At 41.3% G+C, this 18,429-nt stretch carries 16 protein-coding genes; all 16 read right to left on the bottom strand.

Annotation, left to right across the window (positions count from 1 at the left end):
* Positions 1-4: 4 nt before the first annotated feature.
* The 16 genes from mglA to FAY30_RS02925 all read right to left on the bottom strand — a co-directional run bounded on the left by mglA (position 5) and on the right by FAY30_RS02925 (position 18,298).
* Positions 5-1,507: a galactose/methyl galactoside ABC transporter ATP-binding protein MglA gene (mglA, locus tag FAY30_RS03000; protein WP_149868503.1), complete on the bottom strand. Its 1,503-nt coding sequence runs from the start codon at positions 1,505-1,507 to the stop codon at positions 5-7.
* Between the two features lie 333 nt (positions 1,508-1,840).
* Entirely contained in the window at positions 1,841-2,905 is a 1,065-nt protein-coding gene (gene mglB / locus FAY30_RS02995; RefSeq protein WP_149868502.1) for a galactose/glucose ABC transporter substrate-binding protein MglB, read from the bottom strand.
* 226 nt (positions 2,906-3,131) lie between these two features.
* On the bottom strand, positions 3,132-4,727 hold the full coding sequence (locus FAY30_RS02990) for a response regulator (RefSeq protein ID WP_223820875.1): 1,596 nt from the start codon (positions 4,725-4,727) through the stop codon (positions 3,132-3,134).
* On the bottom strand, positions 4,696-6,177 hold the full coding sequence (locus FAY30_RS02985; RefSeq protein ID WP_149868500.1) for a sensor histidine kinase: 1,482 nt from the start codon (positions 6,175-6,177) through the stop codon (positions 4,696-4,698). Before FAY30_RS02985 ends, FAY30_RS02990 begins: the two co-directional genes overlap by 32 nt.
* A complete protein-coding gene (locus FAY30_RS02980; RefSeq protein WP_149868499.1) occupies positions 6,177-7,178 on the bottom strand; it encodes a sugar-binding protein in 1,002 nt (333 codons plus the stop codon). The genes FAY30_RS02985 and FAY30_RS02980 overlap by 1 nt, the downstream gene beginning before the upstream one ends.
* A gap of 127 nt (positions 7,179-7,305) precedes the next feature.
* Positions 7,306-8,295, bottom strand: coding sequence for a LacI family DNA-binding transcriptional regulator (locus FAY30_RS02975; protein ID WP_149868498.1), 990 nt, complete (start codon positions 8,293-8,295; stop codon positions 7,306-7,308).
* Between the two features lie 3 nt (positions 8,296-8,298).
* Positions 8,299-9,357, bottom strand: a complete 1,059-nt coding sequence (locus FAY30_RS02970) for an aldose epimerase family protein (RefSeq protein WP_149868497.1) — start codon at positions 9,355-9,357, stop codon at positions 8,299-8,301.
* Between the two features lie 193 nt (positions 9,358-9,550).
* The gene (galT, locus tag FAY30_RS02965; protein ID WP_149868496.1) at positions 9,551-11,038 is read right to left on the bottom strand and encodes a UDP-glucose--hexose-1-phosphate uridylyltransferase; all 1,488 of its coding nucleotides are present in this window, start codon (positions 11,036-11,038) and stop codon (positions 9,551-9,553) included.
* A gap of 21 nt (positions 11,039-11,059) precedes the next feature.
* Positions 11,060-12,229, bottom strand: coding sequence for a galactokinase (locus FAY30_RS02960; RefSeq protein WP_149868495.1), 1,170 nt, complete (start codon positions 12,227-12,229; stop codon positions 11,060-11,062).
* A 178-nt stretch (positions 12,230-12,407) separates the two neighbouring features.
* Positions 12,408-13,124, bottom strand: coding sequence for a hypothetical protein (locus tag FAY30_RS02955; protein WP_149868494.1), 717 nt, complete (start codon positions 13,122-13,124; stop codon positions 12,408-12,410).
* Positions 13,121-13,870, bottom strand: a complete 750-nt coding sequence (locus tag FAY30_RS02950; protein ID WP_149868493.1) for a hypothetical protein — start codon at positions 13,868-13,870, stop codon at positions 13,121-13,123. Before FAY30_RS02950 ends, FAY30_RS02955 begins: the two co-directional genes overlap by 4 nt.
* Positions 13,851-14,753, bottom strand: coding sequence for an ABC transporter ATP-binding protein (locus tag FAY30_RS02945; protein ID WP_149868492.1), 903 nt, complete (start codon positions 14,751-14,753; stop codon positions 13,851-13,853). Before FAY30_RS02945 ends, FAY30_RS02950 begins: the two co-directional genes overlap by 20 nt.
* Positions 14,750-15,130, bottom strand: a complete 381-nt coding sequence (locus FAY30_RS02940) for a GntR family transcriptional regulator (protein ID WP_223820874.1) — start codon at positions 15,128-15,130, stop codon at positions 14,750-14,752. Before FAY30_RS02940 ends, FAY30_RS02945 begins: the two co-directional genes overlap by 4 nt.
* A gap of 228 nt (positions 15,131-15,358) precedes the next feature.
* Positions 15,359-15,829 carry a nucleoside deaminase gene (locus tag FAY30_RS02935; RefSeq protein WP_149868490.1) on the bottom strand — a complete coding sequence of 157 codons (471 nt, stop codon included), beginning with the start codon at positions 15,827-15,829 and terminating at the stop codon, positions 15,359-15,361.
* 216 nt (positions 15,830-16,045) lie between these two features.
* A complete protein-coding gene (locus tag FAY30_RS02930) occupies positions 16,046-17,473 on the bottom strand; it encodes an alanine/glycine:cation symporter family protein (protein WP_149868489.1) in 1,428 nt (475 codons plus the stop codon).
* A 225-nt stretch (positions 17,474-17,698) separates the two neighbouring features.
* Complete coding sequence (locus FAY30_RS02925) at positions 17,699-18,298, bottom strand: biotin transporter BioY (RefSeq protein WP_149868488.1); 600 nt, start codon at positions 18,296-18,298, stop codon at positions 17,699-17,701.
* Between the last annotated feature and the right edge of the window lie 131 nt (positions 18,299-18,429).

Genomic DNA, 18,429 nt, shown 5'->3' with positions numbered 1-18,429 from the left:
CCTCCTAATACAACGCTGCTAATCGCATAATTTCTTCTTGAGAGGTAGAAGACGTCTCTACGATTCCAGCTGCTTTTCCATTACTCATAACTAAAATTCTATCTGTCACCCCTAAAAGCTCCGGCATTTCGGAAGAGATCATGATAATCCCTTTTCCGGACGCTGCTAATTGGTTAATAAGTTGATAGATTTCAAACTTTGCTCCTACATCAATTCCCCGTGTTGGTTCATCCAGCAATAAAATATCCGGTTTCGTCAACAGCCAGCGGCCGATAATCACCTTCTGCTGGTTTCCGCCTGAAAGGCTACCGATGGATGTTTTTTGGGTTGGTGTTTTCACCTTCATGGAGTCAATAACCCACTGCGTGTCTTCCTTCACCTTACTATCTGATAAGAACGGACCTTTACGGTATTGTTCAATGTTGGAAATGATCGAGTTAAAGCTGATGCTTAATTCTGGAAAAATACCTGTGGACCTTCTTTCTTCCGTTACTAAGGCAAAGCCATTTTTGATGGCATGCTGCGGTGAATGATTCTTGACCACTTTCCCATTCAATTCGATCGTCCCGGATTTCAACGATCTCATGCCAAAAATCGACTCCAGCACTTCTGTCCGCTTGGAACCCACGAGGCCGGCAATTCCTAAAATTTCTCCCTGCCTCAGCTTGAAGTTTACATCGGAAAATGAAGGCTGTGTCTCTGCTGTTAAATCAGAGACTTTCAAAATCATTTCCCCCGGTTTATTGATTTTTTCCGGAAAACGCTGTGACAAATCACGGCCAACCATCAGCTTAATGATTTCATCAGTCGTTAATTCCTTCGCACTTTTCGTCGCAATATATTGACCGTCCCTCATGATGGTTACTTCATCAGAAATCTTCAAAATTTCTTCCATTTTGTGTGAAATATAGATAATCGCAACATGATCACTCTGGAGCTTGCGAATGATGGTAAAGAGATGGTTCACTTCATTCTCTGTCAGGGATGATGTTGGTTCATCCATGACGATAATTTTTGAACCGTACGAGACTGCCTTGGCAATTTCCACCATCTGCATCTCCGAAACGGATAAGGTGCTCACTTTGCTGCGCGGGTCAATATTGATATCAAGTCCTTTAAAAATCGCCTTTGTGTCCTCATACATTTTCTTCTCATCAATGAAGACGCCTTTTTTCGGATAACGGCCGAGCCAAATATTATCCATAACATTGCGCTGCCGCACCTGGTTCAATTCCTGGTGCACCATGGAAACACCGTTTTCAAGCGCCTGCTTGGAATTAGCAAATGCTACTTCTTTTCCTTCAAAAAGAATTTTGCCTTCATCCATCGAATAAATCCCAAACAAGCATTTCATTAACGTTGATTTACCTGCCCCGTTTTCACCCATTAAGGCATGTACGGTTCCCGCTTTCACTTTGAGTGAAACACTATTTAGGGCAATCACGCCGGGAAACCGTTTCGTTATATGCTGCATTTCAAGTAAATTGGTTGCACTAGCCTCAGACATAAGCAAACCTCCCCGCCTAACCATTTAAAAAATATGAGACAATCAAAGCGAGTCTCATATCGATAGAAAAAATGTTTATAAACAAAAGTCCAGTTTGAAAAGAAATAAAACCCCGAACGAAGGAAAAGCAAGATCTTTTCCTTCGTTCGAAGAGCGCCTTAGGGCTGACTGCTTCCAGCCCCCGGACTGGCGGCGCTTCCGCTTTTCTTATTGTCTAGCTCCAGCGCCTAGGGGCTCGGGGTCATAAGCCAATCCGTCAAGAAGGCTAAAAAACAGCCTTCTCACCGGCCCGTCTTATGCCTGTCGCCCCTAATCAAGGCGCTTCCGCTTTTCTTATTTATAAGCGTCTTTACCAACTTGGATATTATCTTTAGTCACTTCAACATAAGGGACACGAACGGCTTTATTATCGTCCAGCTTCCACTCTGTTCCGTCTAACACGTCTTTCCCCTTCGCCGCGTTTGCCGCAATGTCGATGGTGGCTTTCCCTTGGTTTTTCGCATCATTTAATATCGAACCAACCATTTTGCCTTTTTCAATCATTTCAAGTGCTTCCGGAATTGCGTCTACACCAACTACCGGCATATATTTATCACCGGTGAAGAATCCTGCTTTTTCAAGCGAAGCAATTGCACCTAGTGCCATACCGTCATTGTTGGCAATGACAAATTCAATTTTTTCGCTGTATTTTGCTAACCAGGCATCCATTTTTTCAGTTGCCTTTGTTGCATCCCACATTGCCGTATCCATTGCCAGCTCTTCTACTTGGATTCCTTTTTCTTTTACCGTGTCCACCGCAAATTTCGTACGAGCTTCCGCATCGGGATGTCCTGGCTCCCCTTTTAGTAATACGTACTGCAGTTTACCATCTTTGTTTTTGTCATATTTATCTTTATTTGCTTCCCAAGCCTTAGCGATTAATTCGCCTTGAAGGATACCTGACTCTGAAGAGGTTGTGCCAACATAGTAAGCTTGATCATAGCCTTTTAACACGCTTGCATCCGGCTCCTTATTAAAGAAGATAACCGGAATGTTCTTTGGCTTAGCTTTGTCAATAATCGTTTGGGCAGCTTTTGGATCAACAAGGTTAATCGCCAGTGATTTTGCCCCTTTGGCAATCAGCGTATCCACTTGCTCAATTTGCTTTGCTTGGTCGTTCTGCGAGTCATTCAACATCAGTTTTACCTTATCTTTTGCGGAATCTTCCATTGCACGGCGCACGTAGGACATGAAGTTATCATCAAACTTGTAAATCGTTGCCCCAACCGCAGGAAGACCGCCGCCGTCCTTTCCCTTGCCGGAATCTGTCCCGCCAGTTGAACTACTGCAGCCTGCCGCTAATAGAATACTAGATGCCACTGTTAAAGATAGAATTAACCCTTTTTTCTTCTTACCCATGTGATCATTCTCCTTTTACTTTTTTAACAAAAGACTTCGGCAAGCTATTTAACCTGCTAAACTAAAGTCCTTTGTAAGCCCTTACACCTATGGTAGCATCCAGAGAAATCATGCAATAGTTCAAACCTCTAGCACATATTTGTGAATTTCTAGACTATTTTGCGAACGGCTTAAAAATAAACAGGCCAACCCGTTATATACGAATTGGCCTGTTTATTTTAAAACCTTAACTTACCGTTATTTTCCGATATTCTGTTGGGGACAAGCCTGTTGCCTTTTTAAACACGCGGCTAAAATAGTTGGGGTCCTTATAGCCTACTGAATAGCAGATTTCCTTTAAGCTTTTTCCCGGAGACATCATTTCCGCTTTGGCATGTTTGATTCTTATTTCCGTCAAGTAATCGATAAACGTCAAACCAAACCGGTCTTTAAATAATTTACTAAAATAATAGGGACTAAGCTCGACATATTCGGCAGCTGATTCCAATGAAATCGATTCGGCATAATGCCTTTCGATATATTCCTTTGCCTTTTGGAGCATGCCTTTTGCATGATTATTCCGCCACAACTGAACATGCTGGACGACCGCAAGCAGATGCGCCTTACCTTTTTCAAACATAAAATAGACTTCATCAGACTCGTCGATTGCCGGAATCCGCTCATAATGGATGCCTAGGTCATGAAGCATACGGGAAAGGAGAATAAACAATTCATCGAATGATTTTTTCACCCATGATGGTGTAATGGTCTTGTTCGACTCAAGCCTTGTAATAAACGAATCAAAGATAAACAAGACCTGATTGACGTCTCCCTGCCTGACGGCTTCTAAAAGTTTTTTCTCTACTTCTAATACTCCTGATTCAGCGGGCAGCTCGAAGGCAGTCCCTTGGCGGTCGCAGAATCTATACCTGCGATTAGGCACTTTCATCAGCTGTTCCAAAGCCAAAACCGCTTCATGATAGGACTTATTCAAATCATGGGCATGACTGTAAGGATGGCCAATCCCAATCCTTATATCACCCCTGAAGCTTTCTTTTTTGAAAAAGTGAATCAAGCTCTCAAGAAACATTTGCGCGTTTGTTCTAAAATGCATTTTTTCCGTGGGTTTTTTACAAAGGAATAAAACGGGCACCTGTGTATCCGTTACCGGACCAATCATAACTTCTTGCTTTTTTACGACATCCTTTAGGGTGTCCTTTAACCAGATATACCAGTTTTGCTTTTCACTTGCAGTAAGGTCAGCGGACGCTGGCTGCAGTAAAGTAAACAGCATGATATATCCCGAGGTAATTTCTACTCCCAGCAGTTCGCTCCATTCATCAAAGGTAATATCCTGCACTTGGTTCACTATTAAGGACGAAACCCATTCTTTTTGCGCAATCGAAACCGCTCGATCCAAATGATCCCGCAAGCTTTTCTGTTCCTCCTGCTGATTTCTTTCCTCAAGGATTTCGCTCGAAACCCGCTCGATCGCAGCGAGAATATCCTGCTTGCTGCTAGGCTTTAATATATACTCCTTAACCCCCTGCTGCATGACTTCCTTGGCGTATTCAAAAGTATTAAAGGCCGAAACCATAATAAAGTGGATGCTGGGATAAAGTTGTTTAATTTCCTTTACTGCCTGGACGCCATCAATTCCCGGCATTTTTATATCCATAAAGATGAGATCCGGTTTATGCTCGAGTGTCATTTCAATTGCCTTTCTTCCATTTGCAGCCTCACCAACGACCATCACGTCCATTGTCGAGCTGTTAATCATTTTTGTTAATGCTTTTCGCTCAAGCACTTCATCATCCACAATAAGAATTTTCAACAAGCTCATTTCTCCCCTTTACCACAGTAGGAATCGTTAGTCTAAAATTGGTTCCCTTTCCTAACTCTGATTCGATTTCGACAATGTCGTTTCGCTGGTAAAACAGCTGCAGCCTTCTAATCACATTTTTCACGCCAATACTTGTAGAGTGACCTTTTGATTTTTCGGGTTCATATGACTCGTCCATTTCGGTGCCCTCGATATAGGTGTGGAGTTTATGTTTAACTGCCTCCTCCATCCCATCTCCATTATCAATAACCTCCACGTGAATCCGTTCTTGATGCCGATAAATATGGAGGCGGATTTCTGCATTTTCTTCATACGATTCAACCCCGTGAATAAAGGCATTTTCAACCAAGGGCTGCAGTATTAAGCTTGGTATTTCAATATCTAAACAATTGTCTTCTATTTCCGTAACAAATTGGATGCGTTCCCCAAACCTGGTTTGCTGGATAAAAAAATACTCCTTCACGATTCGCACTTCCTCTCGAAGCGTCGAGGCTTTATTTAAATCACCGAGGTTGTACCGAAGTATGGCCGCTACCGCTTCAATTAGCCGGGAAGTATGTTCTGCTTCTTCTAAATAGGCCATTTTTGAAACTGTATTTAACGTGTTAAACAGAAAATGGGGATTAATTTGATTTTGCAAGCTGCGCAATTCCAATTCCTTTAAAAGCTTATCTAATTCAGACTTTTGTTTAATTTCCATAACATGCTGTCTCAAATTCGTTCTCATTTGATTGAACGTTTCCGTTAATGGCTTTAATTCGTCCTTTGTTGTGATTCTTATATCTTCTCCGGATAAATTTCCTGTTGAAATTTCCTTCGCCGCTTTCGATAACAGACTAATCGGCTTCGTTATCCCGCCTGAAATCCAAAGCGCTAACAAGGTGCTTAAGAAAAACGCCGCTGTAAACAAGGATATCGACATGAGCTTATAATAATGGTTTTGTTGTTCCATTTGATCATAGAACTTTTGATAATCGGTCAATTTATTATTTAACAGTGCCAGTGTACTCTCCTGCAGGAAAGAGGCGATTTTCAGTACTTCATTAAAATGGCTCGAGTAGTGATTAATATCGTCCTTTTGGAAGGCCCCCACTGTGGCATCACATTCATCTATAAAACTATCAATCATATTTTTATAATTGATGAGGGTAATATCACTCGTATCCATTTCTTGATATAGTCTTTTTTGATCGTTGATCAGCTTTACTTTTTCTTTTCGATAGTCTTCCAAATAGGATTCTTCTTTATCTAATATATACGCATGCAGCTTTTCGGTAATTAAGTTCGTTCTTTGCGAGATATCATTTAACAGCAAAAATCGCTCGAAGCTATCATCATATTCATTGACTAGTTTTTCACTGCTGTTGTAAAAAAACAAGCCAACGGAAGTTAGCAATACGACCAGGACGATGAAATAAAGGAGCAGTTTCGACCTAATTCGAAATAACATTACTGTCTCTCCTCCATTCGATCAGGATGCCCTGGCGGTAAATCTTCTACCCTCAAAATCTTTGTATTTGTATGAATGACGGAAGGCACTTTCTTCCCTTCGATTAAATCGATCATCATTTTCACTGCTTCATAGCCCATTTCATACGGCTCTTGGACAACAGTGGCATTAATCATCCCTTTGCGAATGTACTCAAGTGTTTCCGGTAATGTATCAAATCCCATGATATAGATTTGGTCGTTCTTTTTATATTTCTTCACCACTTGGGCAATCCCAATCCCATCAAGGGCACTTGTCCCATAAAAGGCATTGACCTCAGGGTGTTCCTGGAGAATTTGATAAGCCTTTTCCGCTGCTATAACTCTGCTAATATCTGATTCTTGTATATCAATGATCTTGATGTCTTTTTCTGCTTTAACAGCATCTTCAAAACCCTTTACCCGTTGGATTTGATGATTCTTGTAAAAGCTGCCTGTTATGATCGCCACATTGGCCTTTCCCTTTGTATCGGCAATCAAGGCCTTTCCCGCTAAATAGCCGGAATAATAATTATCCGTTCCAATATAGGCCATCCGCTTACTATTGGAGGCATCGGTATCGACAGTAATAACTGGAATCCCCTTCTCAATGACTCGATTAATTAATGGGGTAAATTGCTCATCACTTAACCCCTGTGTCATAATGCCGTCTACTTTAGAGGCCACCGACATTTCGATTGTTTTTAAATGATCATCAATATTGGATTGTTTTGGTCCGACATACTCCAGCACAATCCCGTAATCATTGGCCGCAGCCTTTGCCCCTTTTTCTACAAGCCGCCAATACTCATTATCGAGCTCCTCTGGAACAAGCACAAAATGATAGCGATACTTTTCCAGCGAAGTTTTCTCACTTGGCAAGTCATGGGTCACGACCTTAACACCATAAAAAATGGAAAATGAGAAACTGACAATAAAAAATAAAGCACCAAACGTATACGCCATAATTGAATACCTGCCCATACCCTACCCCCAATCACTAAGCTTGCCAAATATTGTAACCGTTACCAATATAGATACAAACATTATACGGAACATCCTAAAAATCGACAATAGCAAAACCCACCTAAACATGTAGGCGGGTTTGTGTTTAAAAGCTGCTATTTCGAATCACAAGGCTGGTTGCGATGAAGATTTTTTTGGCGGTCTTTCGGCCTTCGATTCTTTCCAAAAGTGTGTCAACTGCGGTTTCGCCCATTAGTTCCGTATAGACTTTAACCGTGCTTAAGGATGGGAACACATACTTGGAGAAGCTGATATCATTTACCCCAATGATGTTCACCCGCTCTGGAACTGAAATTCCTTCCTCCAAGAGAGCCCGCAGTGCACCTACGGCAATAGAGTCATTCCCGGCAAAGAATGCTGTCGGCAAGTTGTCACCATGCTCTTGTATAGCTTGTTTCATTAGAGAGTGGCCATCATCAACGGAAAACGAGCCACTGTATATAAACGCTTCGTTTAATAGCCCTTTTTCCCCTAAAAAGCGCTTGAAAGTCAGTTCCCTTTGGTCATCAAGGATGGAGGTTTTGTCTTTGAAGCCCTCTCTCCCGCCGATATAGCCAATTTTCGCATGACCCTTTTCAATCAAATGCTCCAGCACCTTTTCCGTTGCTTTTTCAAAATCAATCACAATCGAATCAAAGTGATCTTCGTCCGGAGAAGAGTCAACAAAGACAATATTTTTGGTAAGCGATTGAAGCTCTTTAACCTGTTTGCTGCTAAACTTTCCAATTGCAATTAGCCCTTGAATATCAACGTCCTTTAAGTCTTCGTAGTTGTCCTGAAAGTACTTTCCCATGTGAACCCCGAGTTGGCGGCAGCGATTTTCCACCCCAAGCCGGATGGACATGTAGTATAAGTCCTCTAGTTCTTCCTTTTCGGTATACCACTGCAATAAGGCAATTCTCCCCGTTTCTTGTTTCCTTACTGGTTTCTTCTTATATGAAAGCTCTTCTGCTGCTTCGAAAATCCTTTTCTTCGTATCATCGCCGACAGAAAGCGTCGTGTCATAATTTAACACCCGCGATACCGTGGCAATCGAAACGCCTGCTAATTGGGCAATATCTTTAATGGTAGCCATAAATCAGTCTCCTAATGTGTTTGCAAAAAAACGATACGTCGTTGTGGAATAGTATACTTCCTCTGGCTTTAAAATGGTAGTTGGAAACTCCGGATGATGAATCGCATCAGGCAGCCCCTGTGTTTCAAGGCAAACTCCCAAATAGTTTCTCGCCCGAACACCCATGATCGAATAGGGAGCTTCTAATTGATTCGCTGTATACAGAACCACGCATGGCTGGTTTGTCGTCACCAATAACGTCCGTCCGCTTTCTTCGTCAGTTAAGACAATCTGATTTTCACCCTTATTCGTGAAAATAAGCGGGTGATCATAACCGTTCCCTACAAGGACATTTTGTGGATGTGTCGAACTTCTTCCAGCATTTAAACGGCGGCCGTGCTGAAAGTCAAACGGGGTATTCTTAGTCTTAAGCATTTGACCTGTGGGAATTAGGTCAGGAGCCAACTCTAAAAAACGATCACTTTCAAGTTGAAGAATATGTTCCGTACAATCCATTTTTAAATTCCCGCTCAAATTAAAATAGGAATGATTGGTTAAATTAACGATGGTTGTTTGATCTGTTTTTCCTTCAAAGGTAATTTTAAATTCATTTTTATTGTTTAAAAGATAGGTAACATTCGTGTCCAAATTACCTGGATATCCCTCTTCACCATTTGGACTTTGATAGAAAAACTTCACACCCACAGCTTGCTCAGTCTCTATTTTCTCCGCTTGCCAAATCACTGAACTAAAGCCTTTTCTACCGCCATGTAAATGGTTGGGATGTTCATTTTCAGCAAGCAGGTATTCTTTTCCATCCAGTTCAAACCTGGCACCCTTAATTCTTCCTGCCACTCTGCCTACTACCGCCCCAAAGTATGGCGACAATTCCAGATAGTCCTCTAACTCATCAAAGCCAAGGACAACATTTTCAAAGTTTCCGTGACGGTCCGGGACAATAATCTCCGTTATCACACAACCGTAATTCAGAAAAGAAACGGTCATTCCGGAATCGTTAACGAGTGAATACTCGATCACAGTCTCACCAGCATACAGGCCGAATACTTTATCTACTAATTTCAATGACTCTCACTCCCTTATTACATGTTTCTGAGTACTTATGACATGTTTTTTAGTATTTAAAACGTATTTTTAGGCACTTACAACCTATTTTTCAAAACTTACGACATTTACTGGATATCAATTAGGAATTCACCTAAACTTAAGTTACTTTTGACATTCACCTACAACAGTCGATAAATATTTGAGAAAAAAGTTATGATAAGGCCTGGATAAACCGCTTGAACGCAGCAGTCCCTGCTTCATCCCGCTTAAATACACCGGCATCCTCTAGTACTCTTAGAAACTTTTTCCCAACTTCTTCTCTGACAAACGATTCCACATTGACCACGTTACCAACATCCTGATAGCATCCCTTTAATTCTTCTGCCCAATTCAAATGGTAATCGGCGACCACCGTTGTTTTTCCTAGGATGAAGTTCGCCACCTCATCAAGTTCCACTTTTAGGCGTGCTGGTAATACTGCCAACCCCATTACTTCAATCAAACCGATATTTTCCTTTTTAATATGGTGAACATCGGCATGTGGGTGGAAGATGCCCAGCGGATGCTCTTCGCTTGTCCGGTTATTGCGAAGAACCAAATCCATTTCAAAAAGGTTTCCATTTTTGCGGGCAATCGGCGTGATGGTGTTGTGCGGGGTCTCGCCCGACATCGCCAAAATGCCAACCGTTTCATCACTGTAATTTTTCCATTTAGCTAAAATGTGAGCACCAGCATCCACAAGCGAGCTAATTTCTCCTGAACGCAGACGAATCACTGACATTGGCCATTTAACAACGGCACATTGCACATTCGGAAATCCCGCGATGGTAAAGCTCCAATCATTCTTCGCCTTCGCCATCGCAAATTGATAATTTCCACCTTGGTAGTGTTCATGTGACAAAATTGAGCCGCCGACAATCGGAATATCAGCATTCGATCCCAAAAAGTAATGCGGGAACTGCTCCACGAAGGATAGGAGCCTTGCGAACGTTGATGGGCTGATTTTCATATCCGTATGGTTTTCCGATAACACAATACAATGCTCGTTGTAGTAACCATAGGGAGAATATTGCAGATACCAATTCTCATCCAATAAATTCACTCGAATCATCCGATGATTGGAACGGGCAGGATGGCCGATTCTTCCTGCATATCCCTCATTTTCTATACATAGCAGGCATTTCGGATAGTTTGTTTTTTGGACTGCACGCTCCAGCGCGATACTCTTCGGATCTTTTTCTGGCTTTGATAAATTAATGGTAATGTCCAAATCACCATATTCCGTTGCGGCTTTGTACTCAATATTTTGACGGATGCGCTTCATCTGGATGTAGTTGCTATTTTTACTTAAGTGGTAAAAATACTTTGTCGCCACCTGTGGATTCTGTTCATATTTTCTGTAAAAAAGCTGATTCACACTAGACGGTCGGGCGATAAAACAATTCATAATCTTACTTGAAAAAATTTCCTTTTCATCAAATAGGTCCTCAATAATTCCATGCTTGCAAGCGTAGTCAACGATTTGGTCCAGTAAATCAGGGATTTCTTGAGCAATGCTTTCGGAACCTTCAATTTCCCTATACTCCGCTAATTGCAGCAGTGACAGAACTTGATTCCGGGCATAAATTTCGTCCTCCCGTTCGATTAATTGGACAGAAAGTGCTTGGTTTATCAATTGTTGAACTAATTGGTTAATCATACTATCATCCCCTGTGACAATCTAAAGTTCAATTTCTTTTGCTCCGTCCCCAATGCTGGCTACGTAAAAATCAGCCTTATAACCAATCTTACTGAGGTAATCGGCACCCACATTAGCAATAAAATGTTCCACTTCCTCATTGGCCACAATGGCGATCGCACAGCCGCCAAATCCCGCCCCCGTCATACGGGCACCAATCACTCCCGGCTGGTTCCAAGCGGCTTCAACTAAACAATCAAGCTCGATTCCGGTCACTTCGTAATCATCCCTTAATGATTGATGGGATTGATTCATCAATTGGCCAAACGCCTTTAATTTTCCCGCATTCAGTTCCTCTAAAGCCTTCAATGTTCTTATATTCTCATAAACTGCATGCTTCGCCCGTTTCCGAACGGTTTCATTGGTTATTACATGTTGATATTCATCAAACTCTTTTTCAGAAAGCTGCCCAAGGGCTTCAATCTGCAGTCTTTGCTGAAGCTGTGCGAGTGCAGCCTCACATTCTGCTCTTCGCTCATTGTATTTGGAATCTGCCAGCTCCCTGCGCTTGTTTGTATTCATAATGATAATTTTGTGATTTTCCAGCTCTATCGGTGCATATTCATATTTAAGACTCTGACAATCTAGTAAAATACCTGCATTTTTCTTACCCATCCCAATTGCAAATTGATCCATGATGCCACTGTTGACACCGATAAATTCATTTTCAACCTTTTTTCCAAGCTTAATTAGGTCCAGTCGCGGAATGTTTAATTTATACAAGCCATCAATAAGAACTCCTATTAATAATTCGATTGAAGCTGAAGAGGAAAGCCCTGCACCATTCGGTATATCTCCGTGAATGACGCAATCAAAGCCCGTTGGAATTTCATACCCGGCTTCTAGAATGTAGCGAATCATCCCCTTTGGATAATTGGCCCAATTATGTTCTATATCGTAATCTAGCAGGTTTAAATCCATTTCAATAATCCCTTTGCCAGGGAAGTTAACGGAGTACAAGCGGACTATTCTGTCCTCACGCTTCCTCGCAACCGCATAGGTTCCATATGTTATCGCACACGGAAACACGTGGCCGCCATTATAATCCGTATGTTCACCAATTAAATTAATCCGGCCCGGGGCAAAGAAAACCCTTTCATGTTTAGCCTGAAATAAGTCTTGGAATATTGTTTTTAATGTAGAAATATTCATTATGTTATCCTCCAATTCACCAGGTATCTAACAATCTATTCTAGCAATTGTTTACAAACCCATTTTACCTCCCTCAGTAAAATAATTCAAATATTTTACTAAAAAATTTACTAAAAATAAAAAGAGCAGAATCAAATTCTGCCCTTCTACCTGTATGGATTTTTAAGAGGAAACTCCATTACTCAACATAATTTAGGTTGATGCCAGTTTTGTCATTTAGTTCTAAGTCCTTGGGAATTCGCATGTATAAGATGCTTTGATCCCCGGAAAACTCGGAGTGATGTGAAAAAAAGTTCTCTCCGGTAAATTGTTTGACAGAAAATACATTTGTAAACTCTGCGAATTCAAATTTACTGATCTTCGGATTTCTAAGAAACAGTTCATCCTTCGCCATCTCCAGACTTGGTGGATTGGTGTAGTCTGTTATCTCCATTCCATTCACACTTGATCTTGTTTGATAGAAGACCGCTTCGATTTTACCATCATTACTTTTCTTCCTTTCCACGAAGACAGATATATTTACGTAATCATCTTCGACCCAGGCCACGTCAAGCTGGGGTCCGTTGTAATCGAAACTCCATTTTTCCCGAAGAAACTTACTGTCCACGTGAGCAATTTCTCCCGCAAGCGCTGCATCGTACAAGTCATTGCTTTCCTTGTCAAGCTCCTCCGTATCAACCTTTTTCCACCCTTCTACTGTGTTTACGGGATGGACAGTGTCCAAAACAACACAGATCAATAGGACAGCCATATATCCGCTGAATAGTAAGCGAACGCGACGACTGTAGGAATACTTACCTTTCCTGTTCCCATGTCTGTTCATGGTCCTAGCTGTTAAAATTGCCAAGGCGATGACGATAATAGCAATTAGCATTAGAGGTAGCATTGCCATCATGCTCTGACCTCCAATCTATTCGACAATACAAATGTTCCAGAAAATAACAATCCTGCCGCAACAATTATTTTTACAAAAAATAGTGTTAATGATGACTCGGTAAAGAAAAACTCAAATACATATGCGACAGCCCCCGATTTCCCCCTTAGACCATCAAAGATTAATCCCCCGAAAAAAACCGCCGGTAACAAGACAGTGAATGCCTTACTAATCTGGACAAGCGTGCCAACTAAATAACCTAACGCACAAAAAAGGAAGACGTATAGCAATGTAGAGAATATGCCCAAGAGCAATTCCATTGGCGCAGCTAAAACTGCGGAGCTATTTATCGATACATCACTTATAAAATAATAAACAATCACTTTTAATAAATACGACGACAACATCGCGGTGATCCCGCCAATGACACTAGCCGTTAGTAAAAATACTGCATTGGACAGATTGCTGCTGATCCGATTGGTTACAAATACGAAGTCATCGTATCGATATGCCTTTGTGGTAATAAGGATGGCGGTAATAAACCCCCACAGCATCGTAAAGGCCGCAACATAATCAGGTGAAAAATACTTCACTTGTATTTCAACACTCCCACTGCCGGCGCCCATCCCCCCCACACCGTTCAATGAGAAAAAAACGGCTAACAATTGGAGAAACATCAGTGACATAAATACCTGGCTGTAAGCCTTCATCTTATAAACAAATTGCTTTTTTACTATATCGGTCAGACTAACCCTTGTTAAAGACATCATCAATTCCCCCCTTCGTTTTGCTAGTTAAATAGACACATAGGTCACTTGCTGTAACTGGTGTGAGGTCAATCCCAGCATGATTGGCCCGCTGCAAGTCTGTTTCGGAAAAATGATTCCTTACGACAACGTACGACTGTTCAAGGCCGATGCTTTTTGTATAAATAACTTCCTCGTTCTGTGTCCATTCATTGATAATAGCTTTTTTCCCTTGGAGCCCAATTGCCCATTCCTTTAAATCGGCAACAGGCATATGAAGAAGTGCTTTCCCCTCTTTTACGAGTAGAATATCTTCGAGTATGTCCTCGATTTCATTTAAGTGGTGGCTGGAAATAATGATGCTGCGTGGATAGGCAATGTAATCCTTCAGTAAGGCGCGGTAGAAATCCTTTCTTACTGCCGCATCCATCCCTGAAGTCGGTTCATCAAAAAGTGTTAACGGTGTCCGGGCAGATAAGCCTACTATCATGTTAAACGTACTCTTCATTCCTTTTGAAAGTCCGTTATAATGCTGCAGTGGATTGAAGGAGAAATAATCAAAAAGGCGGCCTGCCAACTCGCGGTCCCAATTGGGATAAAAGCTTGCTGCCGTTTCTAGTAATTCCTTAAGATTTAAGGCAGTCGGTAAATTCATTTGGTCATGAATAAACATGACATTGGCTGAAACTTGCAGACTATTAAAGGGACTTTCGGAAAAAACCTTCAGTTCTCCAGCCGTTTCTTTTACCAAACCAGCAATCATGTTGAGCAGTGTTGTTTTCCCGGCACCATTTCTGCCGATGAGACCGGTCATTTTATTTTCTTCGATTTTGAAGGAAAGATTGTTTACCGCTTTTGTTCCACCATACACCTTTGTCAAATCGTTGCATTCGATTACACTCATTTCTCTGCCTCCCCAGTGTCAGCCGCTTTGATCATTTCGATTAATTCCTCTTTACTTACCTGGAGCCGTCCTGCTTCCGCAACAATATCACGTACTAGCCTTTTTAAGGTTTGGTTTTTTCGCTTCTTAAGGATTGTGTCTTTCGCATTGCTTGTAATAAACATCCCAAGCCCGCGCTTTTTATATAAAATCTGCTCATCCGCCAAAATATTCAGTCCCTTCGCGGCAGTTGCCGGGTTAATATTAAAAATCTCTGCAAGCTGATACTGGGAGTAAATCTTTTGATCGCTTTCAAAATTACCGTTCAAGATCTCATTTTCCAGCCACTCCGATAGTTGGATATAGATCGGCTTCGTTCCATCCAGATTAGGAATCAATCCTTTCCCTCCTTCCTCTAACATAGTACATTAGTGTTGTAATGTAGTATATTATATTTGGAAATAAAAAACAATATTAGTTTGACTTTTCAAACATAATTAGGGGCGGACGTTTGAACAAAAAAGGAACAACAACAAAAAAAGCATTATCCAAAAGGATAACGCTTTTTTACTCCCTGAATGTCCACATGACAAAGACAACTGTCCACAAGTGGTGCCTGACACCCTCTAATAATTCTTCTTATTCGGTTTGCTGATCCAGGCGTTGAATGGTGCATACGTATTCGGCGGGAGGATTCGATACATTGGGATGCTTCGCTGATCCGGAGGTATGTTTAGTTGTTTATAGATAAATTGGTCATCAAATCCAATTTTTGCCGCATCTTCATTTGTACAACCATAGTATACTACTTTTAGTCTTGACCAATAGATTGCCCCAAGGCACATTGGGCAGGGTTCACAACTTGTATATAGCTCACAGCCTGTTAATTGATAGCTATTCAATACCTTACATGCGGTCCGAATAGCTTGCATCTCAGCGTGTGCAGTCGGATCATTTATTAGGGTCACCTGGTTTTGTCCAGTACTAATAATCTGCCCGTTTTTAACCACTATGGCCCCGAACGGACCGCCGCCGTTTGTTATTACGTTTTCGTAGGCAATTTCCACCGCCATCTTCATATACATTTCTTCCTTCATGAACTGACTCCAATCCGTTTCAGACATATCCTTATCCTAATGATATTATCCTAATGAAGGAAAAAGAATTGTAAAATTATTACAATAATTACACCCATAACATCCACAAAAAAAGCAAGCACCTTTAGAGCACTAGCTTTTTCACCTGATCATATTAGAAAGGGTGTCAGGCACCGCCAGGCGGTGCCTGACACCCTTTCCACTATTTCCACAATATTAGCCTAGTTTTTTCTTTTGAATTGCTTTTGTTGGGGCTTCTTCCCATGCTTCTAAGTTTGTAAGCCCTTCGATATTTGAGGAATAGAATACTGGGTTTTGGCCATTTGCTTTTTGCTTTTTGTAATCTGCAAGCGCGGCGAAAGCTATTTTTCCAAGTAGAATAATTGCGATTAAGTTAATAATAGCCATTAATCCCATGAATAAATCGGCAAGGCTCCAGACAAAGCTTAACTCCGCCAACGAGCCGAAAGCGACCATACCAACAACAGCGATACGATATAGGTTTAAGACAACCTTGTTATTTTTCATAAATTCAATATTTGATTCACCGTAATAGTAATTCCCCACAACAGAACTGAAGGCAAATAGGAATACGATGAACGTAAGGAAAATACCGGCCCATGATCCTAATGACCCCTCAAGCGCATTTTGCGTCAAGATAATGCCGTTCCCCTCTTTAGACGTATATAGACCTGATAAAAGGATGATAAACGCAGTCGAGCTGCAAATCACGAGTGTATCAACAAATACACCAAGGGACTGAATTAAACCTTGTTTGACAGGATGGCTGACATTTGCTGTCGCTGCAGCGTTCGGTGCGCTACCCATACCTGCTTCGTTTGAAAACAATCCGCGTTTAATTCCGTTCATCATAGCGGCACCAAGTGCTCCACCCGCTGCTTCTTTAAAGCCAAAGGCACTTTCAAAAATTAATTTAAAGACACCTGGAATTTCAGATAAGTTTGTTACCATTATATATAAAGCAATTAAAATGTAAGCTCCTGCCATGATCGGAACCATCCACTCAGCCACTTTAGCAATCCGTTTAAGACCGCCAAAAATAATGACCGCCGTAATAACGGACAAGACAATTGCAATCACGGTTTTATTGAAGCCAAAAGAATTATTTAACGAGCTTGTAATTGTGTTCGCTTGTACAGAGTTGAAGGCAAGTCCAAAAGTAAGTGAAATTAAAACCGCGAAAGTGATTCCCATCCATCGGGCGTTCAGCGCCTTTTCCATATAATAAGCTGGTCCGCCTCGGAACGTGTCCCCATCTTTCACCTTAAAGATTTGCGCAAGTGTACTTTCCACAAAAGCGGAAGCTGACCCAATCAAAGCGATCAACCACATCCAGAATACGGCTCCCGGGCCGCCAGTTGTGATGGCAATCGCTACACCTGCAAGATTCCCGGTTCCTACGCGTGAAGCCGTACTAATACAAAAGGCTTGGAAAGAGGATATTCCTTTCTTATCCCCCGTTGCCCCTTCACCCATAAGGCGGAACATCTCTCCTACCATTCGAAACTGGACAAACTTTGTACGAAAAGTAAAATAAAGACCGGAACCAATTAATAAAATGATTAGAACATATGACCAAAGTAAAGTATTTGTCCCATTCACAAAACTTTCAATTATTTTCATTTACTCACTCCTTTTCTACCTCTTTTTTTGATATACTGATATAATTTAACAAATTCTCAGAAATATGACAATGTATGAACTTTCCAGGTAGTAGAACCCCTGAAAAATCTAGCATCAATGGGGATAAAAAAAAGAAGCGGCAGCGCCGCTTCTATTTCATGAGAATTCTATTTCGTGTCCACCCTACGTGGAAAGTGTCTTTTTATGGTGCCTGACACCATTAAGTTATGAAGCACGTTTTATATGTTTGAAATGTCCTTTTGAGAGGACGGTTTTTTCTAGGCGGTGGGCCATGATTCCTGCGAAGATGGCTAGGATGATATCCTTTGGCAGTGGGGCTATCATCCAGAGCCATGCCATTTTGTAGGTAAATCCGTCTGGTGCTGCTGCCCAAAGTTTATAGGCATAGTACATCCAGTTTGTACCGAATAAGTAGTTGACCACCATTCCGATTAGTGATGCAATGATAAAGGCAGACATAGTTTTCTTCTTTTCAACTATTTTTCCTATGATAAATGCAGTGAAAATATAGGAAAGAATAAAGCCAAAGGTAGGCCGGAAGATGATAGAGGGCCCTCCGATAAAGCCAGCAAAAACTGGAACCCCTACAAAGCCCACTAACATATAAACTGTCATTGCTATTGACCCTAAGCGGCTGCCCAAAATCGCTCCTGCTAAAATAGCAAAAAAGGTTTGCAGCGTTATTGGCACACCCCCTACCTGTAAAAAAGGAGCGATTGTTGTAATATTGGCTCCAATGGCCATCAGTGCCACAAACATTCCGGCAAGCGTTAAATCAAGTGCCCTAAACTTCTTCATATTCATTCTCCCACCCTAAAATATTATCGATAGTTATAAATCTAAAATAAAGCGTGAAGAGCAAATTGTCAACTAAATTATTATTAGGTTAACAATCGGTTAAAATTAAATGTAACTTGACGATCAAACAAACGTTT

Origin of the sequence: Bacillus sp. S3 (assembly GCF_005154805.1) — a bacterium.
Lineage (GTDB): Bacteria > Bacillota > Bacilli > Bacillales > Cytobacillaceae > Neobacillus.
Note: the sequence above shows the minus strand (reverse complement) of the source record. Positions and strands in the feature narration are given on the sequence as shown.

Coding starts and splice junctions, on each gene's coding strand:
- mglA (WP_149868503.1), bottom strand. CDS start 1,507: ATGTCTGAGGCTAGTGCAACCAATTTACTTGAAATGCAGCATATAACG.
- mglB (WP_149868502.1), bottom strand. CDS start 2,905: ATGGGTAAGAAGAAAAAAGGGTTAATTCTATCTTTAACAGTGGCATCT.
- FAY30_RS02990 (WP_223820875.1), bottom strand. CDS start 4,727: ATGAGCTTGTTGAAAATTCTTATTGTGGATGATGAAGTGCTTGAGCGA.
- FAY30_RS02985 (WP_149868500.1), bottom strand. CDS start 6,177: ATGTTATTTCGAATTAGGTCGAAACTGCTCCTTTATTTCATCGTCCTG.
- FAY30_RS02980 (WP_149868499.1), bottom strand. CDS start 7,178: ATGGGCAGGTATTCAATTATGGCGTATACGTTTGGTGCTTTATTTTTT.
- FAY30_RS02975 (WP_149868498.1), bottom strand. CDS start 8,295: ATGGCTACCATTAAAGATATTGCCCAATTAGCAGGCGTTTCGATTGCC.
- galT (WP_149868496.1), bottom strand. CDS start 11,038: ATGATTAACCAATTAGTTCAACAATTGATAAACCAAGCACTTTCTGTC.
- FAY30_RS02960 (WP_149868495.1), bottom strand. CDS start 12,229: ATGAATATTTCTACATTAAAAACAATATTCCAAGACTTATTTCAGGCT.
- FAY30_RS02955 (WP_149868494.1), bottom strand. CDS start 13,124: ATGATGGCAATGCTACCTCTAATGCTAATTGCTATTATCGTCATCGCC.
- FAY30_RS02950 (WP_149868493.1), bottom strand. CDS start 13,870: ATGTCTTTAACAAGGGTTAGTCTGACCGATATAGTAAAAAAGCAATTT.
- FAY30_RS02945 (WP_149868492.1), bottom strand. CDS start 14,753: ATGAGTGTAATCGAATGCAACGATTTGACAAAGGTGTATGGTGGAACA.
- FAY30_RS02935 (WP_149868490.1), bottom strand. CDS start 15,829: ATGAAGGAAGAAATGTATATGAAGATGGCGGTGGAAATTGCCTACGAA.
- FAY30_RS02930 (WP_149868489.1), bottom strand. CDS start 17,473: ATGAAAATAATTGAAAGTTTTGTGAATGGGACAAATACTTTACTTTGG.
- FAY30_RS02925 (WP_149868488.1), bottom strand. CDS start 18,298: ATGAATATGAAGAAGTTTAGGGCACTTGATTTAACGCTTGCCGGAATG.